The organism is Pseudoalteromonas sp. MQS005 (assembly GCF_001661605.1).
Lineage (GTDB): Bacteria > Pseudomonadota > Gammaproteobacteria > Enterobacterales > Alteromonadaceae > Pseudoalteromonas > Pseudoalteromonas tetraodonis.
The window spans coordinates 1-16165 of sequence record NZ_LYRQ01000074.1; the positions used below are offsets into that span (position 1 = coordinate 1).

The 16165-nt window shown below is 38.9% G+C and carries 10 protein-coding genes and 1 tRNA gene; 2 read left to right on the top strand and 9 right to left on the bottom strand.

Annotated elements, in window-relative coordinates; all coding sequences use genetic code 11:
* The 7 genes from A9479_RS18120 to A9479_RS18150 form a co-directional block, all read right to left on the bottom strand.
* Nucleotides 1-1224 (bottom strand): oligosaccharide flippase family protein (locus tag A9479_RS18120; protein ID WP_064664189.1); only part of this gene is annotated, 1224 nt, incomplete at its 3' end.
* A 252-nt stretch (nucleotides 1225-1476) separates the two neighbouring features.
* Nucleotides 1477-2601: a non-hydrolyzing UDP-N-acetylglucosamine 2-epimerase gene (gene wecB, locus A9479_RS18125; RefSeq protein WP_064664190.1), complete on the bottom strand. Its 1125-nt coding sequence runs from the start codon at nucleotides 2599-2601 to the stop codon at nucleotides 1477-1479.
* 121 nt (nucleotides 2602-2722) lie between these two features.
* Nucleotides 2723-3700, bottom strand: a complete 978-nt coding sequence (locus A9479_RS18130) for a Wzz/FepE/Etk N-terminal domain-containing protein (RefSeq protein WP_064664191.1) — start codon at nucleotides 3698-3700, stop codon at nucleotides 2723-2725.
* 47 nt (nucleotides 3701-3747) lie between these two features.
* Nucleotides 3748-4095 (bottom strand): four helix bundle protein, encoded by a 348-nt coding sequence (locus A9479_RS18135; protein ID WP_064664192.1) that lies wholly within the window; start codon nucleotides 4093-4095, stop codon nucleotides 3748-3750.
* Between the two features lie 972 nt (nucleotides 4096-5067).
* On the bottom strand, nucleotides 5068-7614 hold the full coding sequence (locus tag A9479_RS18140) for an SLBB domain-containing protein (RefSeq protein ID WP_064664197.1): 2547 nt from the start codon (nucleotides 7612-7614) through the stop codon (nucleotides 5068-5070).
* 119 nt (nucleotides 7615-7733) lie between these two features.
* Nucleotides 7734-8516: a YdiY family protein gene (locus A9479_RS18145; protein WP_008467662.1), complete on the bottom strand. Its 783-nt coding sequence runs from the start codon at nucleotides 8514-8516 to the stop codon at nucleotides 7734-7736.
* A gap of 107 nt (nucleotides 8517-8623) precedes the next feature.
* A complete protein-coding gene (locus A9479_RS18150) occupies nucleotides 8624-9442 on the bottom strand; it encodes a mechanosensitive ion channel family protein (RefSeq protein ID WP_008113937.1) in 819 nt (272 codons plus the stop codon).
* Between the two features lie 1168 nt (nucleotides 9443-10610).
* On the opposite strand from A9479_RS18150, the gene A9479_RS18160 reads away from it, so the two are divergent.
* Nucleotides 10611-10686, top strand: a tRNA-His gene (locus A9479_RS18160).
* 538 nt (nucleotides 10687-11224) lie between these two features.
* On the top strand, nucleotides 11225-11671 hold the full coding sequence (locus A9479_RS18165; RefSeq protein WP_064664194.1) for a transposase: 447 nt from the start codon (nucleotides 11225-11227) through the stop codon (nucleotides 11669-11671).
* 242 nt (nucleotides 11672-11913) lie between these two features.
* Here the strand turns inward: A9479_RS18165 and A9479_RS18170 are convergent, their stop codons facing one another.
* Together A9479_RS18170 and A9479_RS18175 are read right to left on the bottom strand one after the other, a co-directional pair.
* Nucleotides 11914-14466: an EAL domain-containing protein gene (locus A9479_RS18170; protein ID WP_064664195.1), complete on the bottom strand. Its 2553-nt coding sequence runs from the start codon at nucleotides 14464-14466 to the stop codon at nucleotides 11914-11916.
* A gap of 4 nt (nucleotides 14467-14470) precedes the next feature.
* The gene (locus A9479_RS18175) at nucleotides 14471-16012 is read right to left on the bottom strand and encodes a PAS domain-containing methyl-accepting chemotaxis protein (protein ID WP_064664196.1); all 1542 of its coding nucleotides are present in this window, start codon (nucleotides 16010-16012) and stop codon (nucleotides 14471-14473) included.
* Nucleotides 16013-16165: the final 153 nt, after the last annotated feature.

Sequence of the window (16165 nt, forward strand, 5' to 3'; positions counted from 1 at the left end):
ATAAAAGAGTAGGATGCGTGAAATTAAAACCATTACTTCAGTAAATAATAATGCCCGTATAACATTTTCAGCTGTTATCTGTCCTATGTAAGCAAGTATGACAATTACTATTAAATGAATAAAAGCTCCGAAAATAACAGTATAGTTTGCTACGCTAACTCTTCCTATAGCAGCAAAAGCAGGATAACCAAATATGACACTGATAAAGTTTATTGAGGTTAAACATATAAATATCTGTAACACCCCTCCCGAATTTGAAAATTGCTCTCCAAAAATAATAACCATTATTTCATTTGACCACATTACAACTATTGCACTACCACTAATAAGGGGCACTAAAATGACAGGTAATATTTTGAACAAAACACCTGATGATTTATTTTTAGCTACGTAAGGAAACAAAGCTTGTGCTATTGGGCTGGTAAAGCTTTGCGAAGCCAAATATAATTTTTCGCTTGCTCCAAATATCGCAGCCTGTTGTACACCAGAGAATGCTCCAACTATAAAAGTATTAGCAGTGGTATATAGTGATACTGCGGCTCTGGATAGGAAAAAGGAGGTGCTCTTAATGACTTGTTTTTTTATTTCATTTAAATCTGGATATGCTATTGAGTAATTACATGAATAAATAGAATATAAAGCTATTAACATCGCTAACACATTACTCAAACACAAAAATAAAACTACTAATTCGACATCGTCTTTATTATCAACAAAGCCCAATACTAGCACTATATAAAATAATTTAGCGCAAACCATATATATTGTGACCCGCTTCATATTTTCTATTCCTTGAAAAAACCATGTAGGGATCATTGCCTGCGCGAGTACATTTAAGCAGACTAAAATAATAAGGTTATTAGAATAACTTCCGTTAAGAAAGGAATTATTCATAATGAGTAACGCTATAAAAATTCCAAGTACAAGTATTATTTTTATTGTTAAAATAGCACCAATAATTTTACTTATAGCTTGATGGTCTTCTCTCTTTCTCGAGATTTGATAAGTACCTGAAAGGGTAAAGCCATAATCACTAATAATGACACCTATCAAAGATGCAGACATTACTAGCATAAATATACCGAACCCCTCTATCCCTAGTGCTCTTGACAAAAAAGGGAGTATCATAAGTGGTGCAACCATATTTACTAATTGCAATAAAAATAAAGCAAAACTATTTTTAATTACACTGTGCTGTTTTAGTTTTATTAATTTTTCAATCACTTTTTTAGATATCTTTTATAGGTTTTAATCACTCTGTTTACTTCTTTTTATTGCTTACTTGTTTTTTGTATGTGCACTTGGTATTAAAGTTATTTAGAAAATAATGAGCATTTTCATTAGCTATTTATTGTAAATAAAAAGAAAGTCACTATTGAACCTGTATAAACATTACTTACAAGCTAGTTATTAATTGTCACTACTCAACAAAATTAACTTCTCACTTAATTAAAAAATATATAGCCGAGATTTCAGTTATACACCTGATTCAACTAGAATATCACAAATACGTTGGCACGCTTTACCGTCACCATACGGGTTATGAGCGCGGCTCATTGTTTTATATGACTCGTCATTAGTTAATAACTCATTCAATGCTGAGGTTATTCTAGCTATATCGGTGCCAACCAATTTTACTGTACCCGCGTCTACTGCTTCAGGGCGCTCGGTTGTATCACGCATTACCAGTACTGGCTTACCTAAACTTGGTGCCTCTTCTTGAATACCGCCTGAGTCGGTTAAAATTATATGTGCGCGATTCATTAAATACACAAAGGGTAAGTACTGCTGAGGCTCTATTAAATGCACGTTGTTTACATCATTTAAAATACGCTTAACTGGCTCTTGTACATTAGGGTTCAAGTGTACAGGGTAAAGTATTTGGCAATCTGGGTGCGCTTTAGCTGTTTGTGCTAATGCCTCACAAATGCGTTCAAAGCCACCACCAAAGCTTTCACGGCGGTGGCCGGTAACTAAAATAAGCTTTTTGCTTTCATCAAGCATTGGGAACTGCGCAGCTAAGGTATTACTTAAATCGGTATCACTTTCTATTTGTTGTTTAACCAGTAAAAGTGCATCTATAACCGTATTACCAGTTACCGATATATTTTCAGCCGCGACATTTTCTTTAAGCAGGTTAGCTTTTGAGTTTTCTGTTGGTGCTAAATGATACTTTGTAAGGGAGCCTGTTAATTTACGATTTCCTTCTTCTGGCCACGGTGAGTAAATATTACCAGTACGTAAACCAGCCTCAACATGCCCTACTGCTATTTGCTCGTAATATGCAGCTAAGCTTGCTGCAAACGTTGTTGCCGTGTCTCCATGTACTAGTACTACATCGGGTTTGAACTCTTTAAGTACCGGAGTGAGCTCTAGTAAAATACGGCTGGTTATTTCTGGTAATGTTTGCCCAGCTTTCATTAAATTTAAATCGTAATCAGGCGTGATTTTAAACAGCTCAAGTACTTGGTCTAGCATTTCACGATGCTGCGCTGTTACACAGCATTTTGATTCAAAGCGCTCATCTGCGGCAATAGCATGAACCAATGGAGCCATTTTGATAGCTTCAGGGCGAGTACCGAATACCGTTAATACTTTCACTTTTTCATCCTTTAATAAATTAAATTTAGCTATCAGCTAGTAAAATAAAACACTGCACCTTACACAAGGTTTTTATTCCTGTAACGAGAGTTTACCTCGCGCAGGGATTAGATACTAAGTTCTAAGACTTAGAGTTACCTACATAATGCCTGATCAATACTATCATTACACTTAGCATTCCACCTAAAAGTACGCCAAGCACACAAATTAGAGCGCGCTTAGGTTTAAACTTTTCTTCTGGTACTAATGCGGCATCAATTGTTTTAAATACGTATTCGTCGCGTACTTTAGCAAACATAATGGTTTTAGTTTGCTCTTCAACTAGCTTGTATAGCACAGCACGAATATCGGCTATTTTGGTTTGCTCTAGCTGCTGGGTTAAAAACTCAGTGCTTTTTAGTGCTTCTAACACATCACGCTGCTTCATGGTTTTATTTATATCTTGTATTAACCAGCTTACCCATTGCTGGGCAACATAAGGAGACACATGCTCTACAGAGATTTTTACCATACCGGTTTCTTTATCAGTACTGGCAGCTAAAATTTCACTAAACTCTTTGTACGCTTCTTGCATTGAAGGCTCAGGCGCAAAGGGGGCTTTTACTTCACGCACCCATTTATTATTTTGAGCATCGTACATTTCGTTATCGTACACAACGGTGTTCGTTTCCATATTCCATGTTTTAGCGGCCATTAAATCAGGAAGAATGTTGTGCTTTTTAATAAAATCGCTAGTAAATTGGCGAGATTTTAATACCTCAATGGCTAATTGAGCTTTGTTACTTGAGCCACCACCCAAGTTAACACCCGCTAAGCTCGCTAAACCACCAAACTGGCCAGCTAAGGCCCCTAAACCACCGCCTTGCTGCTCTTCTGCTGGAGCGAGCAGTGCCTCTGACTTATAAATGTTTGGTTGATTAATGGCGTAAAAAACTGAAGCAACAGCAAATAAAGTTGTAATTGCTATAATTAGCCACTTACCCTGCCAAATGACCGCAAAGAGTTCGCGAAGGTCTATTTCGTCATCGGCAATGTTGTTATTCATAGGTGTATTATTTTGCATTGGCTCGTTATTTTGTAATGTACTTGGGTTGTTCATATGGGTCTCGTGGTTCTAGTAAGTGGCTTCGGGCCGCGAGCTATTGGCTAAGAGCTATTTTTAATGACCGTTATTAATCTGCTTAGCATCTTTGCAATAACCTCACATTCTTCGAGAATATAACCTGCTTTTAAGCTATTGATATATCCTAATTCTGAAGCAATCATAACTTGTGTTTTTAATTCGCCTATGGAGCCTTTGGCAATCCATAAAAAGCGAGTTTTTTCTTTTTCAAAACCTCTTTCCATCCCCTCTGCAATATTGCTAGGTACAGAAACAGAGCATCTACACATTTGATCTTTTAGACCATAATCCTGGAGCTGCTTAAAGCTTTTATAAATTAATAAACTTAACTTAAATGCTCTTTGCCAAACTTCTAGATTTTCGTATTTCATTTTTAACTCTAAAGTAATACTTTAAAGTAAAAATGTAGCAGGTTTTAGTGTTTTTACAGTTAGTTAATTTTAGAGCTTCGAGCTTCGGGCTTCGAGCTTTGGGCTTCAGGCTTCGAGCTTCGGGCTTCGAGCTCTAGGCTCTAGGCTCTAGGCTCGTCGCTGTAAGCTTATCTAGCCCTTCAGGCACGCTTCACGTTCCAGTTCGTCGCAGAGCTCCTCTCGCTCCAGCTTGAAAGCAAAACTATTTGCTTATCTAGCCCTTCGGGCACGCTTCCGCCCCTAGGTTGCAGTTCCTACGGTCTGATAAAAAAATAGGTTTTAGGTCCTAGGTTTTAGGTCCTAGGTTCTAGGTTCTAGGTTTTAGGTTTTAGGTTTTAGGTTCTAGGTTCATAGTCTTTAAGTAAACACCTGCGGGCGTAAAGCCCGGCCTACAAAATTATTTTGGACCACAGAGTACACCGAGGCGCTGCGCGCTACACCGAGAAAAAGCTTGCTGAAAAATGACAGCTAATAACTGCTTTTTTCCCCTCTGTGTTCTCTTTACCTCTGTGGTAAATAAAATCACAAACAGACGCGACATAAAGTCGCTGCTACCTTTGCGAAGCGTAAAGCCCCATCTACAAAACCATTTTGAACCACAGAGTACACTGAGGCGCTGCGCGCTACACCGAGAAAAAGCTTGCTGAAAAATAACAGCTAATAACTACTCTTTTCCTCTGCGTTCTCTTTACCTCTGTGGTAAATAAAATCACTTTAACGCGACATAAAGTCGCTGCTACATTAGCGTGGCATAGCCCCGCTTTAAAAATTATTTTGAACCACAGAGTACACCGAGGCGCTGCGCGCTGATACGAAAAGCCTGCGCGGCGTAAAGCCCCGCCACAAAAAAAACTAGGTTCTAGGGTTTAGGTTCTAGGTCTTCCTCGTACCTAGAGCCTAATACCCATTTATTCCTTGCGCCTATTACCTATATTACAAACTACCTATAGCAGCTACTGCTACGCCTAGTTGGTAAAGTATTTGCGTTGCAGTGCTCCACAGTGTTAACTTATCCATATGGCCTGCGTCCATTGGTACTACTATGGTGTCGCCTGGTTCTAGCATTTGCTCATTACCAGGGGCAAACCAGTTACCTGTGTTAGGTATGGTTACTGCGCCATTGGCTTTAATAATATAAATACGGTCGTCATCAGCGCGCTCTTTTAAGCCACCACTTAGTTCTAGGTAGTCATCAACACTTATGCCTGATTTATAAAGGTGGGTGGTTGAGTAGTTTACTTCACCCACAACACTAATAGAGTCGCGTTTGCTAGGTACATATAAAGTGTCACCATCTTGAAGCACTAAGGTTTGCTGGTTATTTTGAATAAGCGGCAGGTCTATTACCAAACGGCCTAATGCTTCTACACTTACCAGATCATTGAGTAACTTGTCCATTTCATCATACGATAGCGCACTTGTGCTGACTGAATTTTGAAAGCTTTTTGATGCCACATCACGGCGTAGCTCTGTTGCTAAACGTGCCAGCTGTTGCTGCTCTTGCTGCTTTACCGATAAGCGAGTAAATATAGCGGCATTTTGCTCTGCAAAGTCGCTAAAACCACCTGCTCGCTCTAGTAGGTTACTAAGTGTTTCACCACGGCGTATGGTATACGTACCCGGAAATTTAAATTCGCCTTTAAGTGTTACTTTTACGTTTTCTTGCCAGTTAGGAATTGCAAAAATATTTAAGCTGTCTTTGCTTTGCAAAGTAAGGCTGCTTTCGTTACTACCTATTAGTTGTTCAAGGTTTATTTTTACATGTTCTACTTGTGAAGCATTGCCATCAATCATGCGGGTTATTTCAGCTTCTTTGGTGTAAGCCGATTCTAACAAGCCCCCAGCAGCTGTTATTAAGTCAACTACACGGCCATTTACGGTTAAAGGGTAAACCCCCGGGTGGCTTACTTTGCCGTTAATTTCTACTAGTTGTATTGCTTTATTCGTTGATGCTTGCTGCTTCAACTGTTTAATTATTGGCGCTAGTAAATTATTACGGCTGTATGGTGAATAACTATCAGCGCTTAAATTGTTACTATTTTCATCTTGAGCAGCTTGCTCAATAGATTTATCTTTTTTAGTACCTGAGCCTGTGGTTGATAAAGTAAGTTGCTCTTGCTGCTTTTGCTCAAACTCACTAAATATAATAATTTTATCGTTTGCGTTAAGGGTTAAGTCGTTTTTAGCATTTTTTACAATGGCTTGCGCAACATCAAACTGATGTACTTCTATATCACCACTAATATTTATTTCACGAATTACTAAGCCATAACTTAAATCAGCTTGTTGTAGTAGATCACCACGTACCGACTTTAACACGTCGGAAATGCGCTTACCTTCATACCACTGGTAGCTGCCAGGGCGAACTACTGCCCCCACTAAATTTACAACGTTATTATATTGTGCGCTTACCGTGTTAAAACGAATGCGATCGCCGTCTTGCGGAATGTAATTTATATTGCTAGCAGAAAAGTCTACGGTAAGTACTTCTTTGCGGTTGTTTTTAAAACGCTCTACCACGGCATTTTTAGTATAAGCGCCCGGCTTTAGGCCGCCTGCCATAGCTAATAGCTCTTTGGCTGTTTCGCCCTTTTTTAGCTCAAAAATAGCAGGGCGTTTCACTAAACCTTCAACGGTTACTTGCGAGCCAACAGATGGCACAAATACTACATCGCCAGGTTTTAAAATTATATCGTTGCTGCTATCACCACTAATAAGTAAATCGTATAAATCGAAGTTAGTTACTACTTTACCAGCACGTTTTACTTGTATATTACGCAGTGATGCAATATCCGACACCCCGCCACTTACAAATAATGCATGCGATACCGTAGTTAACGACGACACACTGTAACTACCAGGTTTATATGCTTCACCTAATACCATAATTCGCATACTGCGGAGCTGGCCAAGTGATACAAACGCTTTTACACCTATAACTTCTTGCTCTACCTTTAGTTTAATTAACTCTTTAACCTCTGCAAAGGTTAAGCCAGCTACTTGCACTGGGCTCAAGTCAGGAATGTTAATTCGGCCTTCTCTATCAACGATGACTTCGTAGCTTGCGCTTTCTTTACCGTAAAAGTTGATTAATAGCTGATCGCCACGCCCCACTAAATACGTATCGGGTACTGCGGCGTTTTCGTTGGGCATGAATGTGGTGGGTTCGCCGGCAAATAAGTCATAGCCAAATGGCTTAACTGTATTAGGGTTTTGTTTTGATGGTTCTGCTTTTGCTGCTTGCTCTTGTTGTACTAAACGAGGACCGATTGTTGGTTCTTCAACTTGAGGTTGATTACTTGATTGGCTTGACCCAGTTATTACCGATAGATCAACACCGTACTGTTTTGCAAGCGCCTGCTGCTGAGACTTAGGCAACTTTTTAAATTGCTCTATTTGCGATGCACTTGGGGTAAAAGCCAATGCGTTAAAGCTGCTGATAATTATCAGCGCACTAATAAAGTATTTAAAAAAGTTCACGAGTAGGTATTTCCCTAGTTCTACAGTCGATAATGCGCGTATCATACACCATTTTCGCGTAATTAAAAAAGAGGCAACCGCCTCTTTTATTACATAATTGTTATTAAAACCGCTATTGGTTAAAAGCTATACACCAATGTTAATGAGGTCTCTGTATCAGTTGCTTCTTTATCGTCAGCAACATCTGAGTTATTAGTGATATTGTAGGCTACTTTCATTTGTAGTGAGCCATTAATTTTAGTCAGCAGTGCGGTTTCTGAGCGAGTTTTAGTGTTTGTATCACCATATTCAACAGACACTAACTGAGTAAAACGTGCGTTGTCTGAAATTTTCCAGCTAAAATCTACTTTACCTAAGGCAATTACTTCGCCTTCGTATTCACCCGCTAGTGAGTTGCCGTTTTCATCAACCTCTTCGCTTACATCTGGGTATTTAAAGTACTTATAACCTGGACCAATTTCAGCGTTTAATTTCATGTTTGACTCGTTTAGTAAACGTAAACCATAACCCGCTGAAATAACTGATTCACTTCGGTATGCGCCAAAGTAATCAGATACGTGCGACCCATAAATAAATAAATGAGCGTGCTTTTCGTTTAATTTGTAATTACCCTGCGCTGAAATAGAGTACTTTTCGTTAGTACGCTGTTTTTCTTTTGTACCGTCGTCGTTTTCTACTTCATCTTCTTTGTAGATGCCGTCTAGCTTGTATTCGTTGTTCCAGTACTCTAGGTTATGCAATACTTTAATACCACCTTTTAGGGTGGTTGTTTCGGTATTACCGCTGGTAATAATAGCGCCTACTTCACTGGTTACTTCCCAGGTTTTTTGTTCTTCTTCTGCTGCAAATGCATTGGTTGTAGCTGAGGCTGCTACTAAAATTGATAAAAGCTTAAGTTTCATTAAAAAATAACCCTGTAAATATAATATGTATACTTATTAAAAAAAGCAGCGCACATGCTAACCAATCTCATATGATCGCTGCCTTAATAAAATAAATATTTTAAAAATTAGTCTTGCTTATGTAAATGAACATCCATTTGTGGGAACGGAATAGTAATGTCTGCGTCGTCTAACGCTATTTTAATGTTTTCCATTAACGACCAATATGTTGGCCAGTAATCTTCTGACTTAACCCACGGGCGCACAATAAAGTTAACACTTGAATCTGCAAGTTCAGAAACCGATACGTTGTATGCAGGATCTTTTAAAATACGCGGTTCGTTATCAAGCACTGATTTAAGTACTTCTTTTGCTTTTCGTAAGTCGGCGTCGTAGCCAACGCCAATCACAAGGTCAACGCGGCGAGTTGCTTCGCGTGAGTAGTTAATGATTGCATCTGACATGATTTTTGAATTTGGCATTACAATTACTTTGTTGTCAGGAGTGCGCATTTCAGTTGAGAATATTTCGATTTTTTTAATCGTACCGGCTTTGCCGCCCGCTTCAACATAGTCACCTGATTTAAATGGGCGAAGTAGAATAATTAATACGCCTGACGCAAAGTTAGATAACGACCCTTGCAGTGCTAAGCCAACGGCTAAACCTGCCGCACCTAAAATAGCAATGAATGACGTGGTTTCGATGCCAATTTGTGACAGCGCCATTAAAATAGTGGCTGCAAATACAATGGCATATACAATACTAGAGACAAACGATGAAACCGCTTTATCTACTTTTTTCTTGTCGAATGCTTTTTCGGTTAACTTTGCACAAAATTTAGCAATTCGTCCACCCAGTAAAAATATAACAAGCGCTATAACTGCCTGAATACCATAGTGTAAAATTAAGCCTGAATTTTCATTCAGCCAATTGAGTATTGAATCCATATTAACTCCTGATAGTGTTATTTAGCAGTTTAGCGATATTGTTTGTTGTATTGTAAATCTTTAATACGTGTTTGCAACAGCGTTTTACAAGGTTCGAGGAATTTAAAAACCTTACGGTTAATATAGCAAGGTTTTTTATACCCGTAGGCGGGAGTTTACCTCGCGCAGGGTTTAATAAAATGCGCGGGATAACCAGCGCTCACGTTCAATACAAACATCATGCTTGGCTTAATCTCTACCTAAAACCTAAAATCTTTGTCTTTAATCTCTTCCTCTGTGAACTCTGTAACCTCTGTGGTAAATAGTGTTTTAATTTTTTGCACCACAGAGTACACCGAGGCGCTACGCGCTTCACAGAGAAGACAAAACAAATAAAACATGTCTTTAATCATTTCCTCTGTGTGCTCTAACCCTCTGTGGTGAATAAAATCTCTTTAAGATCTTTTTGCACAAAGAGAGGTGAATGAGGAGTAAATGAGAAAACAATAACCATGAGCCCGAGTGATTAATTGTTTTTCACTAGCTCTAAAAGCGCAGCGTCTCTTAACCTCTTTGTGAATAAGTTTATTACCTAAAACCACCTGCGCGGGATAACCAGCGCCTACAAACCATTTTGAACCACAGAGTACACCGAGGCGCTACACAGAGAAGAAAATCTTGTGCGGGATTCGAGGTTCGAGGTTCGAGGTTCGAGGAATTTAAAAACCTTACGGTTAATATAGCGAGGTTTTTTATACCCGTAGGCGGGAGTTTACCTCGCGCAGGGTTTAATAAAATGCGCGGGATAACCACCGCTCACGTTCAATACAAACACCATGCTTGGCTTAATCTCTACCTAAAACCTAAAATCTTTGTCTTTAATCTCTACCTCTGTGAACTCTGTGACCTCTGTGGTAAATAGTGTTTTAATTTTTTGCACCACAGAGTACACCGAGGCGCTACGCGCTACACAGAGAAGAAAATCTTGCGCGGGATTAGGGATTCGAGCTGCCCGTTGCCCGTTGCCCGTTGCCCGTTGCCCGTTGCCCGTTGCCCGTTGCCCGTTGCCCGTTGCCAATAGCTTAAATATAGAATACTTAAAATAAGTTTAATTTTTTTGATTTTTTGCTTCACAAGCATGGGGATATTATGTATTATGCGCGCCACACCAAACAAGGTGTATGTAGTGGCGGTTGTAGCTCAGTTGGTAGAGCCCCGGATTGTGATTCCGGTTGTCGCGGGTTCGAGCCCCGTCAATCGCCCCACTATTTTCTAAGTTCCCTCAGTAATGTCCAAAGTTAATCTTTTAGTTATATCTACCCGGCTTTAAGCCAAAAAAACCTTAAATAAAGAAATAATACTGACTTATCTGTTTGCTTAAGCTTATTTGCGTCTTTACTCCGCGTTTACTTATATCCTTTAACTTATACTTTTATAAAACCCTGACGCGACATAAAGTCGCTGCTACTATAGATATTACCCTGCGTCTCACTTTAACTTATACTTTTATAAAACCCTGACGCGACATAAAGTAGCTGCTACTATAAATATTATCCCGCGTCCCACTTTAACTTATACTTTTATAAAACCCTGACGCGACATAAAGTCGCTGCTACTATAAATATTACCCTGCGTCTCACTTTCACTTATACTTTTATAAAACCCTGACGCGATATAAAATCGCTGCTACATAAATTAAAAAATAACTCCCGTAGCAGCGGGTTTACCCCGCGTCATAGTGCCTTAAAAAGACGCGATGTGAAATCGCTGCTACACTTTATTCTTTATACGCAAGGACTCGCTATGAAGAAGGCTTATCGTCTCAGGAAAGGGAGGGTTTCTTTAACTAATCACTGCTATATTGTCACTATGGTATCCCATAATCGTAATAAGCTTTTTACTAAACTTAATATGAATCGTTGTTTAATAAAACATATGCGAGAGCTAGAACGAGAACAACGAATAAAATCGATCGCATTTGTTATTATGCCAGACCACTTACATTGGCAATTTCAAATACTTTCAAACAATACGCTTTCAAATATAGTTCGTCTTTTTAAAGGTAGAACTGCCGCGAGTTTTTATCAGTTTGAGGTTTATAGATTGTGGCAAAAAGGATATTACGATCATTTAATTCGTAATGAAGAAGATCTTATAGCAAGCGCTCGTTATATTATTGCCAATCCTTTGAGGGCAAAGTTAATAGCCAATGTTGCAGATTACCCTTATTGGGATTGCGTTTATGTTTAATATTACACTTGATACGTAGCAGCGGGTTTACCCCGCGTCACCGAGTCTTTAAAAGACGCGATGTAAAATCGCTGCTACTGTAAATATGCAAGCTTGGGGTTCGGGATTCGAGTTTCGAGTTTCGAGACGCGGCATAAAGTCGCTGCTACACCAATCAATCTTAACCCGCATCTCGCAGCCCGTCGCTCGTAAGCTTTGAGCACGTAACCTAAAAAGACGCGACATAAAGTTGCTGCTACATATTATTTAAGGCGGTCTTTCCACTGCTCTACGGGGAGTGGTTTTGAAAATAAATAGCCTTGGAATAAGTCACAACCGCGTTGTTTTAAATAATTAAACTGGGCTATCTCTTCAACCCCTTCGGCAACGCTGTTTACGCCAAGTGCTTTGGCCATGTCGATAATCATGTTAACGATTGTTTTGCTAGAGCTGTCATCGTCATCCATAATGCCGTCAACAAAGTACTTATCTATTTTAAGCTCTGAAATTGGTAGTTCTTTCAAATAGCTCAAACTTGAATAGCCGGTACCAAAGTCATCAATTGAAAACCTAAAGCCCATTTTATTAAGTTCAAGCATAGTTTCTTTTACTAACTCAATGTCGGAGACTAAGGTCGTTTCAGTCAGTTCAATAACTAAGTTAGTTGGCGATATCTGCCATTTTTGCACACTGGCCAACAGCTTTTGTTTAAAATCAGGAGCCACAATTTGCTTGGCACTAATGTTAACGGCAATACAGGTGCTTTTACCTAATAAATCGACTTGATGCAATAACTTACATACTTGATCAATCACCCAATCGCCAATTTTAATAATGGCTTCACTCTCTTCTGCTAGGGGGATAAATTCCCCAGGGCTTATTACGCCTAATTCCTCAGAATCCCAACGTAATAATGCTTCGGCTGAATTAAAGGTATTTTCATTAATAAATTGTGGCTGTAGTACCAGTGTTAATTCATCACTTTTATCAACATTTATTAGTAAATAGTGAATCTTATTAGTACGTTCGTAACGTTTTAATGCATCTGAATCTGCAAAGTAATGACCAAAGGGTGATAATTTTTTGGCTTGCTTTTGTGCATAGTCTAATTTGTTAAATAAAGACTCGTAAGAGTCTTTACTCGCATCAATAATAGTACTGCCTAGTGAAGCACTCAACACTACATCAAGATCACTGATCTTATGTGAGAAATTATCCAATGCTAATATTTTAGCGTCTATGATTGGTTGCTGTTCTTCTAAAAAAGGTAACTCATTACTTATATTGGCACTTATAATTAAAAAAGAATCGACTCCGCTTTTATATAACTTGTACCCACCCTTTGTAGCATTGGATAACTTTTTAGCCGTTAAAATGAGTGCCTCGTTACCCGCTTCAATTCCGTACTTAAAATTAAATTGCGCTAACTTATCCATATCTAATAATGCAGCGTATATATAACCATTATTAATGCTAGCACTTTGCAGTAAACTTCTGCATTCACGTTCAAACCAGCGTTTATTTTTTAAACCGGTAATAAGATCTGAATAAGCTAAGTTATAGATAGTGTCTTGCGCTTCAAGCTTTTCGCTTATATCTCTCACTACGCCAATATATTCAACGCTTTGGTCATTAACAGCTTTGGTAAGTGACAATTCTATTTGAAAAATAGTGCCGTCTTTTTTTCTTGCAGGTAGTTGCCTACCCACACCAATAATTTTAGCCTCCCCTGTTTGCTCATAATTTCGCATATACGAGTGATGTTTAGATGCATAAGGCTCTGGCATTAAGTTATTAATCGATATACCAAGCATTTCATTTTGCTGATAGCCAAACATCGTTAATGCAGTTGAATTACAGTGAACAATCACACCCTGTTTATTAATAGTGATCACTGCATCATTTAGGTTATTTAAAATAGCTTCAAGGCGGTTTTTTTTATTTTCAACCTTAGCTTTTAATTCGTACTCTAAGGTAACATCCTCAAACGCACCTTGAACGGCAGTTAAGTCATTATTAATATCAAAAACAGGTTGCCCGCTAGTACGCACCCATTTTTTTCGCCCTTTTGCATCTACAAACTCAAAGTCCTCACAATAAGGAAGCCCTAGTGTTTGTAGTCGCTTAAACAACTGGTTTATACGCGCTTGTTCTTTTTCACCCGCATAATGCGCGATGGCTTGAGTCGTATTTATTTTAGTATTAGCAGCAAGTGCATATATTTTATAAACCTCAGGCGAAAAATATAATTCATCAGTTAAAACTGTATATTGCCAACTCCCCACTTTTGCCATACTTTCAACTGCATCAGTCAGCAGCTTTTGCGAACTTGATTTATTTTCAAAGAAACATTTTTGTAAATAAACACTAGTATAGTTAGCAAAACTTAACAGGGTTGATTTATAAGATTCTAAATTTTGATGCGCATTAAAATACAGGCCCACTAAGACACCTGTTAGTAAGCCATCATCATTTAAAATAGCCGCCCCAATATAGGCATTGGCATTGATTGCCTGTAACAGCCTATTTTCAGGGTAACTTTGCTGTAAATCATGGGTAATAAAACATACATTTTGGGTTAAAAGGGGCTCACATGGCGAACCTTCAAGGCTGTAAGAAAAGTTTTCAACCACCTCGGCATTGCATAAAACTAACTGCGTAGTTGCTAATTTAGCTTCATCAACAGAGGCAATAAATAAGTAATCGGCTTTAATTTCTTGCTGCAGCACTCTCAATTGTGCACTTAAATTCGCACATTGAGAATACGATACATCATAGGCTGAGCCTATATCTAACTGCTTGCTATTCTTGCTCACTTTACTAACCTACTTTGAAAGAAAGACCGAGTGATGCTAACGATTTAGAGTGTTTTTCAATCGCATCAGACTCTGCCCCTACACAATGCGCTTGGGCTAAGTTTTCTGAAGACGCGCTACTAATATTGGAAATATTGCGGCTAATTTCTTGCGATACCATGCTTTGCTCTTCAGCCGCCGTTGAAATCTGCGTTGCTAAATCAGAAATATCAGTAATTGCCGCATATACTTTTGATACGATATCTTGAGTATTACGCGTTTCTTTAACACATGTTTCAGCAGCGTGTTTACCCGCTTCCATTGTTTTTGACCAGTTGAGTAGCGTAGACTGCATTTCGGAGATAGAGATTTGAATTTGCTCTGTGGCGGTATGCGTTCTGCTTGAAAGCGCACGTACTTCGTCAGCAACAACTGAGAAGCCTCTACCGTGCTCACCGGCACGCGCAGCTTCTATAGCCGCATTAAGTGCAAGTAAATTTGTTTGGTCGGCAATCCCTTGTATCTCTTGCATTATGCCACCAATTTTTTCAGCCTCTGTTGCTAGCTCGCTCGCTGAACTTGCTGAGTTATCAACTTCTGTTGCGAGTAACGATACTTCACGCATGGTGCCTGACATAGCTTGCGTTGCATTTTCGCAGTCTTGATGAGCTTGTTGAACACGTTGGTTGGTTACTAAGGTATTTTTAGCGACCTCATCAATTGAATGCACCATTTCTTCGACCGCAGACGATACCTGATGTAATTCAGACGCTTCTTTTTCAACGCCAGCCTGCGCAGCTTCAGCACAAACTTTAAGCGAATCAGCTCCTTTGCTAAGGCTTAAAGTGCCATCAATAATACGCCCAACAATGGTGGTTACTTTACCCTCAAGTAATTTAATCTGAAAATCACTATAGCTGAGGCTATCGCTGCCAGAGTATACATGACGAGATACACTGTCACTGCCTTTTTGGCTTTCTTTAAGCGCACTTTGCGAGCGAATTAATTCTTCATAAAAAATAATAAAAGGCAAAGGAACAAACAGCAAACATAACCAGAACATGTAACTTGTTAACCAAGCAATTAAGGCTGCACAGCCAATAAATAGCGGCAACTTAAATGCAGCTAATTTTTCACTTAAAGGCGTAATTGATTGACCGTTGTTTAAACGTTGGTATAGCTTTTCTGCGCGGTTTTTATATTCAGGCAGAAGCTGTTGACGAACTGATTGATAACCTACTTTTTTACCGTTTTCGTAAATAGGGGTAACAAATGCATCAACCCAGTAATAACGCCCGTCTTTACATCTATTTTTTACAGCTCCTCGCCATGCGGTATCGCTTTTTAAGTTAGACCACATATCTCCAAATGCCGCAGGAGGCATTTCTGGGTGACGAACCATATTATGGTTTTTCCCTTTCAACTCATTAATGGTATACCCTGAAACTTTACAAAAGCTATCATTTGCATAAGTGATAACACCTCGTAAATCTGTTGTAGAAACGAGTTCTTCATCAATGCCGAACGAAACTTCTTGGTCTACCGTTGCTTGATTTCTTCTACTCATAGTGGGTGCTTCATTATGTTTGAATTTTCGAGATGTTAATTTATAAATGTATAAAACACAATTATACATTCTTGCTATATGTTAGTGGTTTTGAAACTACAGAAACTTCATCCTACTCATCTACACACTAAAAATATACATTTAAAAACATAA